The sequence below is a fragment of the Bacteroides sp. MSB163 genome, from assembly GCF_036416795.1.
GTDB classification, from domain to species: Bacteria; Bacteroidota; Bacteroidia; order Bacteroidales; family Bacteroidaceae; genus Bacteroides; species Bacteroides maternus.
Genome location: NZ_CP143867.1, coordinates 362,052 through 386,074, shown reverse-complemented (window position 1 = coordinate 386,074; position 24,023 = coordinate 362,052). Strand labels below are relative to the sequence as shown.

Annotated in this window: 16 protein-coding genes; 14 read left to right on the top strand and 2 right to left on the bottom strand. The window is 42.0% G+C overall.

The genetic code is table 11. The features are described from left to right. Positions 1-98: 98 nt before the first annotated feature. The 5 genes from VYM24_RS01330 to porV all read left to right on the top strand — a co-directional run bounded on the left by VYM24_RS01330 (position 99) and on the right by porV (position 9,130). Positions 99-2,588 carry a DUF5686 family protein gene (locus VYM24_RS01330; protein ID WP_291554455.1) on the top strand — a complete coding sequence of 830 codons (2,490 nt, stop codon included), beginning with the start codon at positions 99-101 and terminating at the stop codon, positions 2,586-2,588. A gap of 97 nt (positions 2,589-2,685) precedes the next feature. Next, positions 2,686-3,348 (top strand): redox-sensing transcriptional repressor Rex, encoded by a 663-nt coding sequence (locus tag VYM24_RS01325; RefSeq protein ID WP_007218733.1) that lies wholly within the window; start codon positions 2,686-2,688, stop codon positions 3,346-3,348. Continuing rightward, a complete protein-coding gene (locus VYM24_RS01320) occupies positions 3,348-3,965 on the top strand; it encodes a fumarylacetoacetate hydrolase family protein (RefSeq protein WP_007210477.1) in 618 nt (205 codons plus the stop codon). Before VYM24_RS01325 ends, VYM24_RS01320 begins: the two co-directional genes overlap by 1 nt. 16 nt (positions 3,966-3,981) lie before the next feature. After that, positions 3,982-7,818 carry a type IX secretion system sortase PorU gene (porU, locus tag VYM24_RS01315; protein WP_330941284.1) on the top strand — a complete coding sequence of 1,279 codons (3,837 nt, stop codon included), beginning with the start codon at positions 3,982-3,984 and terminating at the stop codon, positions 7,816-7,818. A gap of 139 nt (positions 7,819-7,957) precedes the next feature. After that, a complete protein-coding gene (gene porV, locus VYM24_RS01310) occupies positions 7,958-9,130 on the top strand; it encodes a type IX secretion system outer membrane channel protein PorV (protein ID WP_330941283.1) in 1,173 nt (390 codons plus the stop codon). Between the two features lie 64 nt (positions 9,131-9,194). Here the strand turns inward: porV and VYM24_RS01305 are convergent, their stop codons facing one another. Continuing rightward, positions 9,195-10,637: a retropepsin-like aspartic protease gene (locus VYM24_RS01305; protein WP_330941282.1), complete on the bottom strand. Its 1,443-nt coding sequence runs from the start codon at positions 10,635-10,637 to the stop codon at positions 9,195-9,197. A 273-nt stretch (positions 10,638-10,910) separates the two neighbouring features. Here VYM24_RS01305 and VYM24_RS01300 point away from each other — a divergent pair, with 273 nt between their 5' ends. The 8 genes from VYM24_RS01300 to VYM24_RS01265 all read left to right on the top strand — a co-directional run bounded on the left by VYM24_RS01300 (position 10,911) and on the right by VYM24_RS01265 (position 20,635). Then, positions 10,911-12,542 carry a tetratricopeptide repeat protein gene (locus VYM24_RS01300; protein WP_330941281.1) on the top strand — a complete coding sequence of 544 codons (1,632 nt, stop codon included), beginning with the start codon at positions 10,911-10,913 and terminating at the stop codon, positions 12,540-12,542. A gap of 137 nt (positions 12,543-12,679) precedes the next feature. Beyond that, positions 12,680-13,057 (top strand): DUF3244 domain-containing protein, encoded by a 378-nt coding sequence (locus tag VYM24_RS01295; RefSeq protein WP_224320623.1) that lies wholly within the window; start codon positions 12,680-12,682, stop codon positions 13,055-13,057. 44 nt (positions 13,058-13,101) lie between these two features. Next, positions 13,102-14,100: a hypothetical protein gene (locus VYM24_RS01290; protein WP_291554448.1), complete on the top strand. Its 999-nt coding sequence runs from the start codon at positions 13,102-13,104 to the stop codon at positions 14,098-14,100. Beyond that, a complete protein-coding gene (locus tag VYM24_RS01285; protein WP_291554445.1) occupies positions 14,101-15,015 on the top strand; it encodes a thioredoxin domain-containing protein in 915 nt (304 codons plus the stop codon). After that, positions 15,012-17,234, top strand: a complete 2,223-nt coding sequence (locus tag VYM24_RS01280; RefSeq protein WP_330941280.1) for a TonB-dependent receptor — start codon at positions 15,012-15,014, stop codon at positions 17,232-17,234. The genes VYM24_RS01285 and VYM24_RS01280 overlap by 4 nt, the downstream gene beginning before the upstream one ends. Positions 17,235-17,239: 5 nt before the next feature. Then, entirely contained in the window at positions 17,240-18,229 is a 990-nt protein-coding gene (locus VYM24_RS01275) for a DUF4249 family protein (RefSeq protein WP_330941279.1), read from the top strand. Positions 18,230-18,260: 31 nt separating this feature from the next. Continuing rightward, positions 18,261-19,250, top strand: coding sequence for a DUF4249 family protein (locus VYM24_RS01270; protein ID WP_330941278.1), 990 nt, complete (start codon positions 18,261-18,263; stop codon positions 19,248-19,250). Between the two features lie 476 nt (positions 19,251-19,726). Beyond that, positions 19,727-20,635, top strand: a complete 909-nt coding sequence (locus tag VYM24_RS01265; protein ID WP_330941277.1) for an Rpn family recombination-promoting nuclease/putative transposase — start codon at positions 19,727-19,729, stop codon at positions 20,633-20,635. 120 nt (positions 20,636-20,755) lie between these two features. Here the strand turns inward: VYM24_RS01265 and VYM24_RS01260 are convergent, their stop codons facing one another. Continuing rightward, a complete protein-coding gene (locus VYM24_RS01260; RefSeq protein WP_330941276.1) occupies positions 20,756-20,881 on the bottom strand; it encodes a hypothetical protein in 126 nt (41 codons plus the stop codon). A gap of 1,403 nt (positions 20,882-22,284) precedes the next feature. Between VYM24_RS01260 and VYM24_RS01255 the strand changes: the two genes are divergently transcribed. Continuing rightward, positions 22,285-23,904 (top strand): DUF6377 domain-containing protein, encoded by a 1,620-nt coding sequence (locus VYM24_RS01255; RefSeq protein ID WP_330941275.1) that lies wholly within the window; start codon positions 22,285-22,287, stop codon positions 23,902-23,904. Positions 23,905-24,023: the final 119 nt, after the last annotated feature.

Below are 24,023 nucleotides of genomic sequence, written 5' to 3'. Positions count from 1 at the left end.
TTTAAGAATCAAAAGTAATATTTTGCATGGAACTTTGCAATCTTTTGGGACTTTTGTCGTCTAATAGAAAACGCTAATTAGCTTCAAATATACGAAATATGAAAAGAATCATCTGGCTATTCCTATTGTCTTTGGTTACTATACTATCTTTTGCACAATCTTTCAAGGGTACTGTTACGGATACTGACGGAAAGCCGGTTCCTTATGCCGCTCTCTATCTGAGAGAAATGAAGTCAGGTTTAACTACCGATGAGCATGGGCGGTTTCAAACGAAATTATTAGCCGGACAATATACCTGTGAGGTCTCTTCTTTAGGATTCATATCCCAGACCTTTACTTTTCAAATGCTGAATCGTGATTATGAGAAAGATATAGTGCTTGCCGAACGTACTTATAGCCTGCCGGAAGTAAACATCACCAAGGGAAATGAAGATCCGGCTTATGCAGTGATGCGTAAAGCGATAGCACGTGCTCCTTATTATCGCACTCAGATAAAAAGCTACACTGCCGGCACGTATTTGAAGGGAACCGGTAAAGGGACCGCTATTCCCGCTGTCCTGAAACTATCCAAAGAGGTGCGGAAAGATGCAAAAGAATGGCTTGGAAAGCTGTTTGTCTTGGAGCAACAGCAGATCGTGAATTTTACTGCCCCCAATGTCTGGAATAATAAGGTATTAGCCAATAAGAACTCTTTTCCAGAAGAAATAGGGGTGGACATGGGTATAACTACGATTAATCTCTATACCCCCGAGCTTTTCGGTAAAGTTTCCCCGTTAAATAAAAATGCTTTCTCGTACTATCGTTTCAAACTTGACGCTTGCTTTGTGGAAGAAGGACAAATGATAAATAAGATCCGTGTGATTCCCAAGAAAGACGATAACCGTTTGCTGGAAGGAGACCTGTTCATTGTAGAAGATTTGTGGTGCATATCGGCTGCTGATGTCAATGTTCGTGCTACCGGGGTGAAAGCAAAGATTAAAATCACTTGCAAGGAAGTACAGTCATCTGTTTTTCTGCCGGTTTCTATTACGACCTCTTCTACCATTGATATAATGGGTTTCAAGGCAGAGGCTTCTTATCTGGCAGCAATACACTATAGAGAGGTAAAAACGGATATCCAGCCGGAGACCAATACAGATAAAACGGCAAAACTTGTAACTGCCACTGTAGTAGCGCAGCCAAAGAAACATAAATTTGAACGTCCGGTACGGATCGGACGCAAAGATACTCAGGTTGATTCGCTTGCCGATAAGCGGGATTCTCTTTATTGGACCACTATCCGTAGTGTGCCGTTGCGATTGGAAGAAGTGCAGAGTTATCAATATAAGGAAGAAAAGATTGCGCTGAACGACTTATCACCCGGAGAAAAATCCGAGAAGAGAACAGCGGTCGGGCAAGTACTGAATACCATTATGTGGGGAAAGACTTTTAGGACTTCCAATAAAAATGCATGGTTAACTTTACCTGGTCTTTCCGCTTATATTCCCGAATATAATTTTGTGGATGGCTTCTGGTTAGGAGTTAAGCTAAAGACGGGAGTGAAGTTATCAGAATCTTCTACACTTCGTTTTGTGCCTTCTTTCTATTATACCACTGCCCGTAAAAACTGGATTGGACAAGGAGAACTGACGCTGGATTATGCTCCCCGGAACCGTGGTTATTTATCTTTTTCCGGAGGTCTTCTGTCCGCCGATTATAATTCGGAAAGCGGAGAATCCCGTTTGATTAACGGTATGTCAAGCTCCCTGTTCGGTCATAACCATCTGAAGCTTTATGAGAATACCTTCTTCACTGTTGACCATGCAATAGAGCCGGCTAACGGATTACTTTTTTCTTCCTCACTTTCCTGGCAACGCAGGAAGATGCTGGATAACCATATCCGTAAAAGTTGGTTTAAAAGAGATGCCGAACCGAATATTCCGGAAAACACAGCTTTTCGACCAATGCCGGAGAATGATATCCTGAAAGCTTCTTTTGAGTTGGAGTACACTCCGGCTCACTACTATCACATGTCGCAAGGTAAGAAAGTGTATGAAGCTTCCCGTTATCCTACATTTGCCTTGAAATATGACAGAGCTTTCCCTATGAGCGGAAGCCGTTATCTTACTTCGTACCACCTGATGCAATTCTCAGCTAAACAGAAAATCGAATTCGGTATGTTCAATCGCCTGCATTGGTCAGTGAATGCAGGCTCATTCTTTGATGCAAAGAATCTTCAGTTCCCCGACTTTAAGCATTTCGCTTCTACCCGCATATTGGTTACGGAACGTTCTTTCGATACCGGGTTTAGTTTACTGGATAACTACGTTTTGTCCACTAATACCCGCTGGGCACAGGCTAATGTCTCTTGGTATACTCCATATCTGCTTTTGAAATATCTTCCTTTTCTGTCAAGAAAAGCATTTGATGAAGCCTTGCATCTTCGTTCCATCGTGATATATGGTCGGCGCCCTTATACGGAGATTGGATATTCGATCGGGTTTTCCGATAAGGCACGGATAGGAGTCTTTGCCGGTTTCGATTGCCTGAAGTTCCATTCGGTGGGAGTTTCCCTTAGTTTGCCGTTATCCCTCTTTGCTGACAAGTAAAACTTTTGTGGAAATTATGTTAACTTTCTTCTGTTGGAGTATTCTTTTCCAAAAAAAGCGTATTTTTGTCCACCTGTAACCGAAAGAAATGAAGAAAATGACCACGAACCAGGCAATTCAATATAAGGATAGCATGAAAGTGCCGGAGCCTACTTTGCGCAGGTTGCCGTGGTACTTGTCGAATGTTAAGCTGCTCAAGCAGCGGGGCGAACGGTACGTCTCTTCTACACAGATATCCAAAGAAATCAATATAGACGCTTCACAGATAGCCAAGGATTTGTCGTATGTCAACATCTCCGGGCGTACGCGTGTAGGCTACGAAGTCGATACGCTGATAGCCGTACTGGAAGACTTCCTCGGATTTACCGATATGCATAAAGCATTTCTATTTGGAGTAGGTAGCTTGGGTGGTGCATTGTTGCGCGACTCCGGTTTGAAGCATTTCGGGCTGGAAATTGTAGCGGCATTTGATGTGACCCCAGAATTGGTAGGCACTACATTGAACGGAATTCCGATCTTCCATTCCAGTGAATTCGAGCAGAAGATGCGCGAATATGATGTGAACATCGGTGTGCTGACTGTACCTATCGAGATAGCCCAATGCATTACGGATACCATGATAGCCGGTGGTATCAAAGCTGTATGGAACTTTACCCCGTTCCGTATTCGTGTGCCGGAAAATATCGTTGTTCAGAATACTTCTCTATATGCTCATTTGGCGGTGATGTTCAACCGCCTGAATTTTAACGAAATCGAATAATGAAGATTATTGCTGTCGGAATGAACTATGCACTGCACAATAAAGAGCTGGGGCATACGTTAGTTAATAAAGAGCCGGTTATCTTCATGAAGCCCGACTCGGCTATATTGAAAGACGGAAAGCCTTTCTTTATTCCCGATTTTTCGGATGAGGTTCATTACGAAACTGAGGTGGTGGTACGTATTTGCCGTTTAGGAAAAAACATTGCGCCGCGCTTTGCCAATCGTTATTATGACGCAGTGACTGTAGGCATTGACTTTACGGCACGCGACTTGCAGCGTAAGTTCCGTGAAGCGGGTAATCCTTGGGAACTTTGCAAAGGGTTCGACCATTCGGCAGCTATCGGAACTTTTGTTCCTTTGGAGCAGGCAGGAGGCGATTTGCAGCAGCTTGATTTCCGTCTGGAAATAGACGGCAAGGAAGTGCAGCATGGTAATACCTCGGATATGCTTTTCAAAGTGGATGAGATCATTGCATACGTCAGCCGCTTTATGACGCTGAAAATAGGCGACCTGTTGTTTACGGGAACTCCCGCAGGCGTAGGTCCGGTACAGATAGGACAGCATTTGGAAGGATACCTCGGAGAAGATAAGTTGCTCGACTTTTATATTCGTTGAGTCAATTTATTACGATATGTTTATCAAACGTTGCTGGTTGCTTTGTTGCTTTATCGCTTTTCTTCTTCCGGTTTCAGCGCAAGAATTCATTACGCTGAACTGGCAGGAATTGTCTCCTGCACAGACGCTTCCCGTAGTGACGCGTGAACTCCCTTTGGGGAAAGACTTTCGTTACTTCACCTATCAGGTGGAAATAGAGTTTCCGGAATATCAGAAGTTAAACCGGAGTGAGGCGGCAGCATTAGAGATGCGACTCGATAGTTTACGTCAGCTACCCAATGAAAATGTTGCTTTCCGGGAAGGCCTGCCGGCATCTCCACAGATAAACTCTTCCATCAAGGTCTCCACACACCGCGGTTTTCTCTCCATAAGTTTTGTTCCTGTTGTTTTTCGTGAAGGAAGTTATCAACGGCTGAATTCTTTCAAACTATCCGTGAATTCTTTTCCTAAGAAAGATAAAATAGGAGAGGAGACAGCTGCCCGAAATCTAAAAACAACTTTATCCGAAGTATCTCTAAAAGATTGTACAACATCACTTCTTGCTTCCGGCCGTTGGACGAAGATAAGTGTGAGAAATACCGGAGTTTTTAAAATCACGAATGCCGAATTAAAAAAGATGGGATTCTCAAGACCCGAAAAAGTCCGCGTATTTGGTTATGGCGGTTATTTGCTGTCCCAACGTTTCAATGAACATCCGGCAGCTGACTTACCCGAAGTGCCTTTGTTGCGTTTGTCAGATGGTGTGTTATTTTATGGTCGTGGCACTGTATCCTGGGCTCCGGATAGTCAAAATACTTACTTTGTCCGCGAGCGCAATTTCTACTCCGATGAAGGGTATTACTTCCTGACTGACCGGGAGGATATTCCGGTAATGGAAACTGAAATTTTCTTTTCGTTGAAAGAGACTTCGGCCAACAGACTGACGACTTTTAATTCCTTTGCTATCTATGAAAAAGATGCATATAGTTGGGCTGGTACCGGCAGGCAGCTTTATGAAGATTATGACTATGTGGCCGGAAATACGAAAAGTTATACGCTGAATTTGCCGGGCATTGTGCCGGAAGCTGCCGGATGGTTGACTACTGTCTTTGCCGCCCGCTCCATTGATGCGTCTACCAGCTACTCTGTTTCAGTGAACGGTGAACAGAAAGGAAACATTGCGCTGGCATCCATCGATTCCGATAATCAATATTATACCAGAGCTACTTCTGCAACGATGAATGGCTCCTGGCAAGGGACTAAGTCGGAAAATACGGTTGTAACCATCACCCATACCCGCCCTTCGGGTACATCGGGGCGTCTGGATTACATCGCCTTGAACTATATGCGTGCACTTACGTTGAACACTCCTTATCTCACTTTTCGCTCTTTGGCTTCCATTCATAAGGAGACAACGTTCGTTCTTTCCGGTGCCACTGCTTCTACTGTTGTGTGGGATGTCACTAATCCTGCAAACATTGGTAGGATAGAAGGCAGTTTTGCCGATGGCACCTATACATTTACCATCCCCGCAGGAGAGTTGCGTGAGTTTGTTGCCGTCACTCCCGAAGCGGTAGGTTTCGATACAGTGGAAAACGTAGGTGGGGTTGCAAACCAGAATCTGCATTCTCTGGAAGCTACGGATATGATTATCATTGCTCCTGACCGGAAAGACCTGCTGGCACAGGCGGAACGACTGGCACAAGCCCATCGTGAGAAAGACGGATTGTCCGTCCTTGTCCTTACCGCTCCACAAATCTACAATGAGTTTTCCTCCGGCACACCGGATGGAACGGCTTATCGCCGTCTGATGAAGATGTTGTATGATCGTTTCCCGAATGAAGCTGAACGTCCCAAATATTTGTTATTCTTCGGAGATTGCAGTTACGATAATCGTATGTTGACTTCTTCCTGGAAGAGTTACCGGCCCGAAAATTTTCTGCTGTCTTACCAATCGGAAACTTCTCTGGAAGAGACTTCTTCCTATGTAACTGACGATTATTTCGGTTTTCTTGATGATGAGGAAGGTGATGATCTTACGGCCGGTATGTTGGATATTGGTATCGGACGTTTCCCCGTTCGTACAGCGGCTGAGGCAAAAGCTGCTGTAGATAAGACAATTGCTTATATGGAAAATAAACAGGCGGGTCCGTGGAAACATACAGTTTGCTATGTAGCTGATGACGGAGATAAGAATCTGCATGCTTCTCAATCTGAATTATTGGCAAGTTACACCGAGAGAAATTATCCTTCCCTGCTTGTCAACCGGATCTATGCCGATGCTTTCCAACGTGAATCTTCCGCTACCGGAGAAACTTATCCTGATGCTACGAAACGCCTCTTGCAGTTATTTAACAGGGGAATGTTAGTAGTCAACTATACAGGTCATGGAAGTACTTCCGCATGGGCGGCAGAGAATCTGCTGACGATGGCTGACATTACTAAAATGACGTCTCCCCGCCTTCCTCTATGGATTACCGCCACCTGTGACTTTACCCGTTTTGATGATATACAAACTTCCGCCGGAGAGCAGGCTTTCCTGAATACTAAAGGTGGCGCTATAGCTTTACTCACTACATCGCGGGTGGTATATGCTTCGCAAAACTCCACGTTGAATCAGGCTTTCCTCCGCCATATTTTTTCGCGTCCCGAAGGTAAACGTTTGCGTCTTGGAGACATCATGCGGTTTTCCAAGTGCGATGAATCTTTGGCTAACGATAGGAATAAACTGAACTTCTCTCTGATTGGCGACCCTGCCCTGACTTTGGCATATCCCGATTACCAGATGCAGGTAGACGAATTTGCAGGTGTGAATGTGGCAGAAGAAATGAGCGTTTGTCCGCAGGTGAAAGCCGGTAGCAAGATTACAGTAAAAGGACGTATTCTGACTCCCGAAGGAGCTTTGGCTGAAGACTTTACCGGTACAGTGCACCCTACTGTGTTGGATAGCAAGGAAGAAGTGACGACTCTTGATAATCGTGATGAGGGAGCTTTCACTTATACCGAGCGCAGCAAAACTCTTTTCTCCGGCAGTGACTCGGTTCGTCAGGGACGGTTTGAATTTACTTTCCCCGTGCCGTTGGATATCAACTACTCCGATGAGGAAGGTTTATTGAGCCTTTATGCTCTGGATGCCGTTCATTCTCATGAAGCCGGCGGAGCTTTCGACCGCTTTCTGGTAGGTGGAACGGATGATGATGTTTCTCTGACGGACACATTAGGACCTAAGATAACTGTTTATCTGAATACGCCGGGCTTTAGTTCCGGTGGACAAACCAATACCACCCCGTTGTTTGTGGCGGAGTTGGAAGATGCGGATGGTATCAATACGGTTGGTAATGGCATCGGGCATGATCTTTCGCTTTGTATCGACGGCAGTGTGGTGCTGACTTATAATCTGAATGATTATTATACTCCGGTAGCGGGAGACTATACCCGGGGAACGGTATACTTTTCTGTGCCCGAACTCACTGAGGGCAAACATACGTTGTCGTTCCGTGCCTGGGATTTGCTGAATAATTCCTCTACAAAGACTTTGGAGTTTGAGGTGGTTCGCGGACTGCGTCCCGGTCTGTTCTCTGTTATTTGTACACAGAGCCCTGCCCGTGAAAGTACTACATTTGTTCTTTCTCACAATCGCCCCGGTTCCACGCTTGCGGTCCGTATGTCCGTATACGATTTTGCCGGGCGGGAAATGTGGACACATCTGGAGAGGGGAGTATCCGAAGGACAAACTTATTATGTGGAATGGGATTTGTGCAGTAATGGCGGGCAACGTCTGGCACCGGGTGTTTATCTGTATCGTGCATCTATTGTCTCCGACGGTAGCCGCGAAAGTACGAAATCACAGAAAATCATTATCCTGTCACAATAAACAGGGGAATTCTCTGTTTTATTAGTATAAAAGATATTTTTCATCCACAGATGACGCAGATTACGCGGATATTCTTTTGCATAGCTTTTAAATCTGTGTTATCTGCGTCATCTGCGGATGAGAAATTAAATGATATTGTATGAAGAAATATATCTTACTCTTACTCATAGCCTTCTTGTCCGCAAGCCTTCTTGCCCAGGACAAGAATCAGTTTAATCCCGTTAATACCGGTGTTAACTCTTTGGGTATTGCCCCTGACTCCCGTGGCGGTGGTATGGGAGATGTGGGTGCGGCTACAGATCCGGACGTAAACTCTCAATACTGGAATCCGGCTAAGTATCCGTTTACAATCAGCCGTGCCGGAGTAGCGGTTTCCTATACACCTTGGTTGCGTAAGTTGGTGAATGATATTGATCTGGCATATCTGGCAGGCTATTACCGTATCGGAGATTATCAGGCTGTCAGCGGCTCTTTGCGTTATTTCTCTTTGGGTGAAGTGCCCGTAGCATATCAGGATGAGAATTCTCCCGGATATACCATTAAACCTTATGAAATGGCGGTAGATGTGGCGTACTCCCGCATGCTTTCCGAACATTTCTCTGCTGCGGTTGCCTTGCGATACATTTACTCCGACCTGGCGTACAGGGAAGATGAAGAAGTTTCCGCCAGCTCTGCTTTTGCTGCCGATATTGCCTTCTATTATACGAATTACGTCATACTTGCCCAACGGGAGTGTATGCTTTCTTTCGGACTGAATGCTTCCAATATCGGTACGAAGATTTCTTATGATAGTGGAAATACCAGTCAGTTCCTGCCTACCAACTTACGTTTGGGTGCTTCCCTGTTATTCCCGATAGATGATTATAATACAATCGGAGTTAGTTTTGACGCCAATAAATATATGGTTCCTACCCGTCCTGTTCGTGGAGAAGATGAGTCGCAGGAAGAGTATGAAGAACGTTTGGACCGTGATTACAATGATATCTCTCCCATTAAAGGGATCTTCAAGTCTTTCAGTGATGCTCCCGGCGGCTTCAAGGAAGAATTGCAGGAGATACAGTGGTCTTTGGGATTGGAATATACTTATCACGAACAGTTTTCCATTCGTGGCGGTTATCACTGGGAACATGAGAACAAAGGAAACCGCAAGTATTTTTCTTTTGGTGCAGGATTCAAGATGAGCGTATTCTCGCTGGATGCTGCTTATCTGGTATCTACGGCACAAAGTAATCCCCTCGACCAGACGCTTCGTTTTACGTTAGGTTTTGATCTGGATGGGATAAAGGACTTGTTCGGACGTCGCAGAAGATGAATCAGCTACGAGCTACGGGCTATAAGTGCCTTTCGGCAGAAAGGGGGAGTTGTGTGTAGAGTATTTAGCGATGCTGGTTCCAGTAGTCCAGATATACATTCGCTATCCCCAATAATATATCCGTTATATTCAGTTTGTCTTCCGGTAGTTTTAAGCGTAGCTTTTCGCTATCGTAGATCATTGCGTTTCTCTCTTGTTTTTTCGGAGTGGTTTTTACGAACATATCCTTCAGATTAATCGTAATAGTGTTGAAGCTCCGGAAGAAATCCATTCCTGCTACTCCGTCTCCAACAAAGTGAAGAGCATCTTCTCCGGGTGTTGCCACTACACTCAAACTATCAATGCATCCCGTATATTCTCCTATCTGGAAGCATCCTCCACCGGGTATCTTGTAGACACAAACTCGTGTCGTTCCGCCGAAACCTGCCATTCTCATGGAATCCTTTTCCGCTATTTGTTCAATACGATCTTTATGTCGCTTGAAATAATCGTAGTTCAGTTGGCTGACGCCGGAACCACTGTCGAAGTTCATACGTAACAGTTCTTGGTTATACACTACTTCCAAATCAAGAATATTTTTCCCTGTATGGCAGATATTCGGTGCAAACGTCGGTGCGGGAGTCAGGACTTTGGGAATAGTCAGCCGGTTCGTAAGGAAATCCAGTCTGATTTCCTGGAGCTGATTAAGTAAAGGCAATCCGATGATAGCTTCCAAATGCTTCATATAGCGGTCTGCTTTTTCTTCTCCGGTCTTCATATCCAGTACATAGAAAGGTACGTTCCGGACCACGAGATCACCTATTCTTACTTCCTCTGCCAAGGCAAGATGCCCGCTTCCCACTCGTATTCCATGTGCCGTAATTTCCACATCCAGCATCTTCATGCCGCAGGCTTCCGCTACTTCGGGTGTCACTACATTGACTCCGGCACCGGTATCCAGTGTATAGTTTCGTTTCTTTCCGTTTAGTTCTCCTGGCAGGGTAATAGCGGTAGAACCTTTGGTTCCTATACTGTCTATGCGGAAGGGGAGGATGAGATCGTTATCTGCTTTGTTCCATTGGTATAGGTCGTATTTCGCCAGTGCCCAGTATTGATATTCCCTTGTCCGGTAGTCGGCAAGGAAGGCGCTGTCCACCTGACCTTCCAGTTGGTCACAAAAACTTTTCAGCGTTTCGGCAGCTTGGTCGTTAGCTCCCAGCTTACTCAGGTTTTCGGATAAGAAGTAAATCATGGAAGCTGTATTTTCAAATCCCATATTATTTTGTTGTTCGTTCAGTAATTTGCCTATGGATTCGCAGGCCGCTTCAGGGCGGTTGAAGAAATTATCCAATAGTGCCTGACCGAATTCTTGCAGGAAAGGATGTAGGGAGTCTTTGTTAATAGCGAATTCGCGTTGCAGACTGAACCAGTCTGCCTGATTCATGTAAGTTCCGGCACGTTCATCGGCTGTTTGGGCAGATGTGCTGAGGCTTATGCAGAGAAGTAAAAAAAGCAATATTGTCTTCATATCTACAGATTGTTTTAGGGTTAGACAATCTTCTGGGTGATTCATTTTTCAAATATACGCAATATTCCATTTGGGTGGGCTAAGAGATAACGTGAAAGTTTTATTTGTTCTGATTTCTATCGTATTGTCTAAAAGTAGTTCATTTAGATATGGAAATACGTATGTCTTTCCTCCGTGGAAATATGAAATAATTATAATAAGTAAATATTACGACTCAGTTTATTTCTGAATTGTTATTATATTTGTGAACCTATAACGATAAAACTAGCTATTATGAAGAAGTTCTTGCCTTTTTTCTTATTGACAATAATACCACTATTTTATTCATGCAGGAATAACTCTCATCTTGCTAATTCTATTTTACTGTCAGCTGATTCTTTGATGCAATCGCATCCTGACAGTTCACTTTATCTGCTTGAACAAATATCCGATCCGCAGAAAATGAAGAAAGGAAATCGGGCTTTGTATTGTTTGTTGTTAACGCAGGCGAGGTATAAGAATTATATATTGTTACAGAATGATTCATTAATAAGGATAGCAATAGAATATTATAGAAACAGTAAGAATCAGGAGCGACTTGCGAAGTCTTATTTCTATCTGGGTTGTGTTTATTTGGAACAAAGAAAGCTTCCGGCAGCTATTGATTTTTATTTGAAGGCTGTAAATATAATGCCTAAAGAAAAAGACTCAGTGTTTTTATCTATGATATATAGTCATTTAGGCGATTGCTATAGTGAGCAGGATCTGAATAAGACGGCCTTATCTATGTATAAAGAAGCGTATGCTCTGTGTATAGGACGAGATTCTTTGCGTACATGTTATAATCTGAAGAATATAGCAAATGCTTTTTTATTGGAACAACAATGGGACAGTACGTACTATTATTACAAAAAGGCATTACCCATAGCTCTTTCTTTGAATAATTCGGCTATGGTGTCGGCTGTATATAAAAATATGGCTACTCTTTATAATGAACAAAATAAATTCGTAGATGCTGATACCTGTATATCGAAAGCTTTGGTTTATTTATCCGAAGGTGAGGGCTATACCGCGGCTTGCTCTGTTAAGGGGGATATAATGAATCATCTGAATAAGAAAGATTCTGCTGCCTATTATTGGAATATAGGAGCAAGGTCATCTAATATATACACTAAAACATCATCTTATCATTCTCTCTTTCAAGAGAGTAAAAGAATGAGAGATTGGGAGAAATCTACCTTGTATGCTGATTCCTTTATAATTTTCTATGATTCTATTCAGATAATGAATGACCGTGCAGAGCTTGATGAACTGATGGACAATCATTTGGTTGAATTGCATAAATATAAACTGTCTGTTAAAAATCAGCAGGTAGTTGTAATCCTAGTTGTTGTATTCTTATGTCTGGTATTTATTTTGGTTGTACTATACTTGTGGCGTGATAGGATCCGACAAAAGAAATATGTATCCTTGCAACAGCAATTAATTAAGAACCGTACTGAGGTCATGTTATTAAATGAAGAGCCTGATACTACAGCTGAAGATAAGGGGGTAGAATTATGCAAGTTGGAAGAAGAACGATTAGAGATTTGCATATCTCTGTTCAAAACGACTAACGGTTATAAAAAACTATATGAACTTGAGAACTCATCTCCTAAAAAACGTATTTCGTTAGTTGCTAATTATAGGATGAAGATTATCAATGATATTCGAAGAACCTTTATAGATGTTATGACCGGGTTTAAGGAGCGTTGCACGGCTTTGACTAATGACGATTTATTATATTGTATTTTAACTCTTCTGAATACCTCCAAAGATGTTATTTGGGATATAATGGACTCTACTCCGGATGCGATAAAAATGAGAAAAAGCCGTATTAAGACAAAAATGGATATTGAACTGTTTGAACAAATCTTTGGTTGCTGAAAATTAGTGGTTTAGAACGCTATTTGTTACCATTGTTACTGCTGTTTTATATTTATTGTTACCATTGTTACTTCATGTTTTTTTGTTCTTATATAAATGATTAAGTTATTTGCGACAATAATTTATATCACATACCTATGAGAGCAAAAACTTTATTACTGTTTTTATTTCTATTATCATTTGTAAATGGAGGTGCAACTGTACAAGAGTCTGGAAAGAGTATTGTACTGAAGAAAAGTACTACTTCTGATGGAACATTACGCTCTGCCGGTTTATTTGCTTCCGCCTATTTAGATCTCAGCAATGAATTGCTATTACTTAATTTTGAGAACTGCTCAGATGATGCTTTTATTTCCGTGACTAATCTTTCAACCAATGACGTAATTTATTCAGGACTATATGGAGCTTCGGATAATATTGTACTGAATATGGCAGGACTATTGCAAGGAGGAGAAAATTACCGTTTGGAGATGACTATTGGAAAGGTGATTCTATACGGAGATTTCACTATTTGACTTACTTAATTTAGGCTTATGGTGTTGCTTAACCATTCAAAGACGTGAAAAAACATTTATTATTCACTCTTTTAGGAGTGTTGACGTGCTACTCATGCAGTAACAGTTATGATTTATTAGAGAATGATATGGAGTTGGCTAAAGCCGCTGCGGATTATGAAGTATCAACCAGGTCAATGGAAGAAAACGCTGATACTCTCAAGATTGAAACAGTTGCGGATGAAGAGACTATTCAGAAGCTTATGGATGATTATGTGACTGAGTTGATGAATCGTACCTCTATTGCAAAAGAGAAAGTGATGCGAACTGTTTACAGTGCTTCTAATGATGTCGTAGGAGTTTTTAAGATTGGTTCGTGTGGTGTCTATACGGAGTTGGAAGTTAATATTGACGCGGAAGATACAAAGCAGAATTCTAAATCAGAGGGTGTGATAGGAGATTCATACATTGATAGCAATGGTAATGTCCGTTTGAAATTTTGTTTAACGGAAGCAAGTCAATATTATCCGGGAGGTGTATTCCTTGTTAATCATATAAACTATTACAGACCGGGGTTTAGTTTTAACCATCCTTGGATGAAAATAGTAGCTCGTTATCATGACTGTGATGATAAACATACTGATAATAGGGTGGTAAGTCTAAATCCTGATTATGATGAAAAAAGCGATATTTCTAAAGGATATACAAAGATAGATGATAACGCCGTTTTAGCTTGGGCCTTCCCTGATGCATTGGGAGTGCCGAGTACAATTGCAAGTGGGAATTTTGGACCTAGAAGTCGGATAAATTATGGAGTAATTTGTGGTTCTCCTCTTGCGACAATGGGAAAAATCCATTTTGATGATGAAGACTCAAGTAATAAAAACTGGGCTAAATTATATACCGGAAATACCTTTACTAAAGATTTATTATCAGATCATTTCTATGGAGAATATGGTTTGAATACCGGAAAGAATACATGGTATAGCTTGACATTCAATACAGATCTCTCTTATTTTAAAAATAAGAATAGGTATCATCCTGGGAGGGTTATGGCTAATTAAATGAAACATGTATTATTAGTGCTGACTGTGTTACTCTGCTCTTGTTCTAAAGGTAATAAGGAAGTTGTAGCAGAAATAAACGGGCATAAGCTTTATGCATCCGAATTGTCTCAGGTGACAACCCAAGAGACCTTCGATTTATTGAATATGGCTTATGAAATAAAGTCAAGAGCCTTGGACGACTTAATCAAACAAAAATTGATAGAGTATGAGGCAATTGATCGGGGAGTACTCACTGATGAGTTTCTGAATGCTTATATTGATAGTATTATGGTCGATCCAACAAAGGAATATATGGAGGATTTGTTAGCTAAAAACAGAGTACGGAGTGTTTTAATCCGGCATTTGGCAGATTCACTATTTAATAGAGCACAAATCAAGCGGTATATCTATCCTCCTAAACAGCCCAATTGTGTTGTAGCCGATTTATGCGTTCAATATAGAGGAAATCTTGATGCTGCTACTCATTTGATAGTAGCATCAGATTTCAATTGCAAACGTTGTGCTGAATTTGAGAAAACGTTGAAACGTATTTATGATAAATACCATGACCGGGTGAAATTTGGCTTTATTAATTTTGCCGACGAACCGAATCTTGCGTCATTGGCTTGTGAAGCGGCTGGTAAATATGGTAAATTCTGGGAGTTTCATGATGCCATATTCTCCTATGATGCGTTGCCGGACTCTGCATATATCTTTGACCTTGCCCGGGCTTTAGGATTGGACGTTGGCGCATATAAGCAAGATGTGCTGTCCGCCGAAACTTATGATAAGGTAAACCATACTATTGATAAACTGATGGAACGGGGACTTTTTGCCACTCCTACCATTATAATTAATAATCGCTTGGTTTATATTACGAATTCTTATGAAGAACTGACTAAACTTTTAGATAAAGAACTACAAAACGAATGAAAGTCTTATCTGTCTATTTGTTTCTCCTCTGTTTCTGTCTGCACACTGCCTTTGCTCAAAAAGTGATAGTACGAGGACGTGTGACGGATGCGAAAACAGGGGAGACTCTCTCGGATGCCAATGTACTGGAAAAGAATTCGAGTACAGGTATGGCTACAAATGCATACGGACTCTATTCCATTACCCTCCATACGGGGAGGTGTGTACTTCAGTGTTCTATGTTGGGCTATACCACCTGGTCGGATACATTGCAACTATCGGGCAATGCGGTGGTCGATATAGCTTTGCAGCCTAATGACTATTTGCTGAAAGGGGTTGAAGTACTGGGAGCCCGAAAACATAGCGGACAATTTATGTTGGATGCACAGAAGATACAAGCTCTGCCTGTTGTGGGAGGAGAGCCCGATTTGATAAAGACTTTACAATTTTTGCCGGGAGTGCAGAGTGGCAATGAAGGGGCTAACAATATTTCTGTGAGAGGAAGTAATCAATGGGGGAATCTGGTCTTACTGGATGAGGCTGTGGTCTATAATCCTACTCATGTTTTATCTTTTTTCTCTGTATTTAATAATGATGCCATTCAAAAGGTGGACCTGTATAAGTCCTATTTTCCACTGAAATATGGAGGACGGTCTTCATCGGTTATCGATGTCCGTATGCGCGAAGGCAATAGTAAAGAGCGCAAGCGGAGTGCAAGTCTGGGATTGATTGCCTCTAAAGTATTGCTGGAAGGTCCTTTGAAGAAAGGCTCTTATCTGGTTTCCGGCAGATTCGGTTATCCGGGAGTCACACTCAGTTTATTAGGTGGTGATCTGGCCTCTAAGCCACAGATGTGGTTTTATGATGTCAATGCTAAGGTGAATACGGCATTGGATGACCGTAACCGTCTTTTCTTTTCGTTGTATAGCGGAGGCGACCATACTGTTTTCAATAAATTGATCAAGGGATATGGTATGGACTGGGGAAATGCCACTGCTACAGTGAGATGGAACCATATTCTGAATGATAGAACTAATATAAATACAAGTGCTGTTTTCAGTAATTATTATTATAGGTATAAATCTTTGGCAGACGGATTACAATATCTTTGGAAATCGGATATGCAGTCTTATCAGTTGAAGTCTGACTGGGAAACACACTTGAATAACTCCTTGAGCCTGAAGACGGGAGCAAGCGTACACTTCTTTACCACTATGCCCGGTTCGGTAGAAAAGTATGGCGATGAATCGAATGTGGTACCTTCCCGTTTGCCCAAAAAGACCTTGTGGGATATAGCTCTCTATGCAGAGGGTGAATATAAGTTCCTTTCCCGTTTCCAGCTGAATGCCGGAGTCCGTTTATCCGTTTTGTATGCTCCGTCCTCTTCTTCGTATGGGGCAAAAACGTATGTTGTTCCCGAACCGCGGGCAGAGTTATCCTATACTCTTAATCCTTCCAATCGTATAGCTGTCTCTTATACACAGGCGGCGCAAAGCATACATATGCTCTCAAATTCCTCAGTAGGAATACCTTCGGATATGTGGATACCTGCCAATGCGTTATTGGAGCCATCTGTTATGCGGCAAGTGGCACTTGGCTATGAATATAACTTTCCGCACAGAGAGTATACTTTGTCAGTAGAAGCTTACATCCGGAAAATGCGCCATGTGGTGGACTATGTGGAAAATGCCAATATATTCCAGAATGACCGGATTGAAAAGGAAGTAGAGAGCGGCACTGCTGATGGGACTGGACTGGAGTTGTACTTTTCAAAGAATCAGGGAGCCCTGACCGGATGGCTTAGTTATACACTTTCGCGTGCAAGAAATAATATCAATGGCGAGAAATATAAACCGATATATGACCGTCCGCATAATTTAAAACTGTTTCTGAACTGGAACATCGGTTCTCATTGGTCGCTGTCATCTACTTTTTCTTATGCTTCGGGAATGAATCTGACGTTGCCGGTAGGAAAATATTATTTCCATCACTCTGTATTCTATATCTATTCCGGTAGAAACGGGTATCGTGCTCCGGCATTTCACCAATTGGATTTCTCCACAACATATAAGTGGAAGAATCGGAGTCTTTCCCTTTCAATCATTAATGCATATAACAGGGAAAATGTTTTTTCCATTTATGCGGGGCGTAATGGAAACTTTTCCATTGCACAGCCTCTTATGTATAAATTATATCTTTACGGCATTGTGCCTTCTTTAACTTATACATTTAAATTCTGATAGTTATGATAAAGTCGGCTTCTTATATCTCGTGTGTTCTTTTAGTCTTGCTTATGTCGGGCTGTGAGAAAGTGTTTGATGTGGATTTGTCGGGCTATGTTTCGGATGCACTTGTTTTTGAAGGGACTGTAACTAATGAACGTCCGCCCTATTTCTTTCATCTTACCAAGCCTGCTGCAATTACAGGGGGTGATTATTATAATTATGAAGGAATAGATGATGCGGTAATTGTGATTACAGATATTACGGAGGGTATCAAGGATACGCTTCAATATGTGAAACCTCGTTTTGAAAATCATGTGTATTATGACTATTATAATTATGATAAGAAGCGGAAGGAAGAGGCTAGTGTGAATGGGATATATAGGAATTCTGCTGGTGGGGTGTATGTGACAACTAAGCTATATGGTATTGAAGGTCATTCCTATTCATTGGATATATATTATGCTGGTAAGCATTTTGAATCGGATGTACAGAAAATGGAGCCAGCTTTTGTTATTACTGATCTCAAGGTAACTAAAGTGGATCTTGGTGAAAAGGGGGAGACCTTTGCACCTTGTATTAGTTTCATTAATCCTCCGGGAGAAAATTATTATTTGCTTTCTTTCTTTCCTGCGTCATATATTTATTTTACCTTCTCGAAACCTAGTGCTTTATTTGGCGCGAATTCACGTTGGCGATATTCCGTTTTAAGTGATGAACACTTGCAGGAGAATGTAGTAGACTTTGCCGTAGATGACGGAGAGAATGCTTTTGGTTATCCTAATGGCTGGGGTTATGACCATTCGAGCGATTCTGTATATGTGTGGGCGCAAACCATTTCCAAGAGTTGTTATGATGTTTTTGATCAGATGTTGAAGCAGTTCCGTACGGATGGCGGTGCATATACTCCGGCTCCATCGTCAATAACCGGGAATATAAGTGGTGGCGTATATGGCTGTTTTCGGGTAAGTGCTGCTTCTGAAAAAGGGATATATGTAGGGGAAAGAAATTAATAATTAACTTATATCTTTGAACTTGTACACTATGATAAAGTCAGCTTCTTATATCTCATGTGTTCTCTCAATCTTGCTTATGTCGGGCTGTGAGAAAGTGTTTGATGTGGATTTGTCAGGCTATGTTTCAGATGCACTTGTTTTTGAAGGAACTGTAACTAATGAGCGTCCGCCCTATTTCTTTCATCTTACCAAGCCTGCTGCAATTACAGGGGGTGATTATTATAATTATGAAGGAATAGATGATGCGGTAATTGTGATTACAGATATTACGGAGGGTATCAGGGATACGCTTCAATATGTGAAACCTCGTCGTGAAAACTTTGTGTATTATGACTATTATAATTATGATAAGAAGCGGAATGAAACGGAGCATATAAACAGTGTATCTGAAGATGCAGCTGATGGGGTGTATGTGACAACGAAGCTATATGGTATTGAAGGTCATTCCTATTTATTGGATATATATTATGCTGGTAAGCATTTTGAATCGGATGTACAGAAAATGGAACCGGCTCTTGTTATTACTGATCTCAAGGTAACTAAAGTGGATCTTGGTGAAAAGGGAGAGACCTTTGCACCTTGTATTAGTTTCATTAATCCTCCGGGAGAAAATTATTATTTACTTTCCTTCTTTCCATGGTCGTATACTCACTCTACGTTCTCTAAGCCTAATGCCCTATTTGGTGCGGGTTCACATTGGCGATATTCCGTTTTAAGTGATGAACACTTACAGGAGAATGTAGTAGACTTTGCCGTAGATGACGGAGAGAATGCTTTTGGTTATCCTAATGGCTGGGGTTATGACCATTCAAGCGATTCTGTATATGTGTGGGCGCAAACCATTTCCAAGAGTTGTTATGAAGTTTTTGATCAGATGCTGAAGCAGTTCCGTACGGATGGCGGCGCATACACCCCGACTCCGTCGTCAATAACCGGGAATATAAGTGGTGGCGTATATGGCTGTTTTCGGGTAAGTGCTGCTTCTGAAAAAGGGATATATGTAGGGGAAAGAAATTAATAATTAACTTATATCTTTGAACTTGTACACTATGATAAAGTCAGCTTCTTATATCTCATGTGTTCTCTCAGTCTTGCTTATATTTATTTTGATTTTAATTTGATTAAACTCTGTGATACTCTATGCTCCGTGTGTTCCGTGATCAGAATATATTCATAACGGAAAAGAAATGTACATATTCCGCCTATAGTTGTATTACACTCTTTTTAGTCTGTTTCTCCTGCTTCCCCCGTACCCGAATCGTATCAGGTCCGTATTATCTCCGTATCCTAACGCTTGGACTTGACACGGCCTTGGTACGGTTTTGATACGGACCGGGTACGGGGAAGGGCATGAGATTGGTTTATAAGTCGGAAAAAGAGGGCATCTATTTGGTTTACAGATGAGAAGTAATGAAATAAATTATTGCTTCCGGACATGTTGGAAACAGAATTTATGCTTACCTTTGTGCTAATTAGAAGACAAAAACAAAAGTTATGGAACAGAAAGATAAATATATACGTTTTGATTGGGCAGTGAAGCGTTTGCTGCGCAATAAGGCTAACTTCGGCGTGCTCGAAGGTTTCCTCACTGTATTGCTGGGTGAGCCTATCCGCATCGTCGAGATACTGGAAAGCGAGGGCAACCAGCAACGTGAAAGCGAGAAGTTCAACCGGGTGGACATCAAGGCGCGCAATAGCAAGGATGAAATCATCATCGTTGAGGTGCAGAACACGCGCGAGATATACTATCTGGAGCGCATCCTCTTCGGCGTTGCCAAGGCCATCACGGAGCATATCGAATTGGGAGAACTTTACTCTCAAGTGAAGAAAGTGTACTCCATCAGTATTCTCTATTTCGACATCGGCAAGGGAAACGATTACCTGTACCACGGTCAGAACTCCTTTGTGGGCGTGCATACGGGCGATTTTCTGGAAGTTACCACCAAAGAGAAGGACGCTATTGTGCGTAAGCTACCTGCCGAAATCTTCCCCGAATACTTCCTGATTCGTGTGAATGAGTTCAACAAGGTGGCCGTCACCCCGCTTGAGGAGTGGATAGAGTATCTGAAAACCGGTATCATCCGCCCCGATACGAAAGCTCCCGGACTGGAAGAGGCACGCCGCAAACTGATTTATTACAATATGGACAGGTCGGAACAACTGGCGTATGACGAGCATATCAATGCCGTGATGATTCAGAATGATGTGCTGAGTACGGCGGCGGAGGAAGGAAGACAGGAAGGCAGACAGGAAGGGCTGGCAGAAGGACTGGCAGAAGGGTTTGAACAAGGAAAGCAAGAGAAAAACATAGAGAATGCCCGTACGATGAAAGCCTTGAATATCTCCTCCGAGGTCATCCACCAAGTGACGGGTTTAGCCATCAAAGACATAGAAGAATTATAAATAGCAAGATACTATTCATTTTCGTCTCGCCCGATTTTCGTTTTTTGAGAAGCAGGCGGGACGTTCTGTTTTCCGGTGTAGTTTTTTACAGATACCCTGGGTAGGTTCATGCCTCTGTCTCTAGGATGCAAGTCTTACAGGCTTAGGAAATACACGTTGACAAATCATCATTTCATTCAAAACCGAAAAGAAACGAATATAATTACTGGTCATCAGTTCGTCTCCTTTCTTTTGTTTTGTTTTCATTTCAACAAAGGTAACATGAACATGTTGAATGTCAAAATGCCGGGTACGGATTTATTTTAAGCGCCCGTTCACTTTTCTTTTTTTGCTTTCAAATAAAAGTTGAGCTCATTTTACTCTCACTCCTCTCACTTTTCGGACAGCTTTGGGGGGGAGGAATGCTGATTCGCCGCATGAACAAAGCGTTTGTCTCGGCAAGATGACGAAGTGATTGAAAAAAAAGGAATATGACGGCAAAAAGTCAGAGGAATAGATTATAAGCTAACAACCGCTGTTTTCGAAAAGTATAAAATAGAGGCTTTCCCAAACGGATTACCGCATATACATGCAGTATATTCGCATTTTTCCTGTCGAATATGGAGAATTGAGCCGCCTGATCTATATCTCCAGCAAGTCCGATCTCTATTTCCTGCGTGTCGGATCTATATTTCGGGCACATTGGATATAGAGATCGGGCACATTACTTGTTAATCCCCGGCACATAGTATCTTAATCCGCGGCACATTGCTTGTTCCGGTGCGGCACATTGCTTGTTATTTTCTGTAGAATAATTGTACGTATTTCTGTATCTGGTTGTAATACAGTAGAATGCGGTTTTTCCTTTCGGTATTTCCTCTGCAACGCACTCCCGGACGCAAAGAAACGATTCTCGGAGCGTTGATAATACAAAATGTCAGAATGATACTTAGCGCCCGGCCGGAACGGTTTTGAATGAACGGGAAACAGTCCGTTTTTCGGTCTTATTTACAGCCTTATTTATGTACCGAAGGCGAAAACCAGCACATATCTGACGATATTAGGGCTGTTTAGTGCCGTAAATACGGAATGAATCAAATAATGAAACATACTGTCTCAACCTCTTTGTCAAAGGCAAGTAGTAACACATTCATGTTACATTTTCGGCTTTTCAGCCGTCCGGCCTCCACATTTGCCCGATTTGACTTGCCTTTGAGGTTAAAAGAGTTTTTACTGCTTCTGCCTAATGTTGTAATCTGGTAAGCATAAAAAAAGCGGTAAGGCATTTGCCTATCCGCCAGAGAGGGAGTCGAAGCCCTTACGCACAAACAGGAAACGCCTACCGCATAAACGGTGAGGCGTATAGTCTGTTCTATGTGCGTATAGATTATTTTCGACTTTTCTCTGGCACAAGAATCAGCTAAACGCTTTTTCTTTAATATGTAAAATCATAGTCGTGTTTACGACTGCACAAATATAATAAATAATCGAATCATTGAGTACAGAATTCTTTATTTTTTTCAGCAAAGCTTATTTTTTTCCTTTATGAAACCGTACGTCAACGTTTCCGGTGAATTCCTGCCAAAAGACTCATGAAACTTTCCATTTCAGATATTTATTCCGTACTTTTGTCCGTGAAGATTTATTGTTAAACCGTGAAAGAAATCCATATGAGGCAACTGAAAGTAATTTTGGCAGTCTTCTTTGTATCCCTGTCCCTGTATTCTTATGCCACTGAAACAGACTCTTTGCTTCGGGTACTTGATATGTCTATCAGGAGCCGCCCTCAATATACATTAGAACGCCAGGAGCAGATAGATGCTTTGCAACGGAAACTCCGTTTGCTTCATTCGGATCAGGAACGCTTTGATGTCTATCGCGAATTGTTCGGCAAATACCGTTCTTATCGCATGGACTCCGCCTTGTGGGTTGCCAACCAGCGTGTGGAGCTTGCCAAGCGCATGAAGAATCCTCTTCATATTTATTCCGCGGAACTGAATGTGGCCGAAGTCATGATCGGAGTGGCCATGTATAAGGAAGGGCTGGAGATACTGGACGGCATTAAATCCAGCGACTTGGATGCTTCCGGCATTTCTTACTATTATTATCAGTATCATCAGGTTTACACGTTAATGGCGGATTATGCTTTTTCCGATAAGATGAAAGATCACTACCGGAGCCTTGCTTATCAGTATAAAGATTCTATTCTCAATATCCGGAAGTCAGGTTCGCAGGGCTATCTGTTGATGAAAAGTGAGAAACTACTGTACGAGGAAAAATACGATGAAGCCATCGAGATACTGAACAGTTGCTACGAGACGCATAAACAGAAAGGATATAGCGTTGCCATTCCTTCCATCGGGCTGGCGAATGCTTATGGCGTGATGGGAAAGACGGAACTACAGAAGAAGTATCTGATTATTTCCGCTATCGCTGACATTCAGGCAGCGACGAAGGAATATATTTCTCTTTGGAAACTGGCAAACCTCTTGTTTCAGGAAGGGGATATTAACCGTGCTTATACCTATATAGAATGTTCCATGCAGGATGCCACATTCTGTAATGCCCGCTACCGTACACAGGAGATTTCAGAAATGCTACCTATTATTAGCCGGACTTATGAGAACAAGTTGCGGCAGGAAAAGACACAGATGGTTGCTTTGTTCGTCTTGACTTCTGCTCTGCTGATAATCCTGCTGATTGCCCTGATTTTCATTTTCTATCAGATGAAACGGCTGAACGTTGCCCGGAAGGCAGTGAGCGATATGAACGAGGAGCTCAAGCATATCAATGCAAACCTGCATACATTGAATGATAAGTTGCAGGAGTCCAACCAGGTGAAGGAAGAATACATCGGTTACGTCTTCAATATGTGTTCGCTCTACATCAACAAGCAGGAGGAACAACGGAAAATGCTTGCCCGTAAAATCAAGACCGGGCAATTGGATGATTTGTATAAGACTGTCAATTCCTCTTCTTTTGTTGCCAATGAGTTAAAAGAATTCTTCTACACGTTCGATAGTGTGTTCCTGAAACTCTATCCTAAGTTCATAGAACAGTTCAATACTTTGCTTCAGGAAGATGAGCGTATCTGTCCGAAGGAGGGTGAACTGCTGACACCCGAGTTGCGCGTCTTTGCTCTGATCAGATTGGGTATTACAGATAGTGGGAAGATTGCTAACTTCCTTCATTATTCTGCCCAGACGGTGTATAACTATCGTCTGAAAGTGCGGAATAAATCTTTGCTTTCCAAGGATGAATTTATGGAAGCGGTGCAGCAAATTGGATGAAAGATCATGCATATTCGGTGAATTATAGTAAAATGACGAATAATTTATTTAGTACTATTCATATTATTACTATATTTGTATGCTAATTAAGTCCCCTTTGTTTTCATGATTTAAAAATA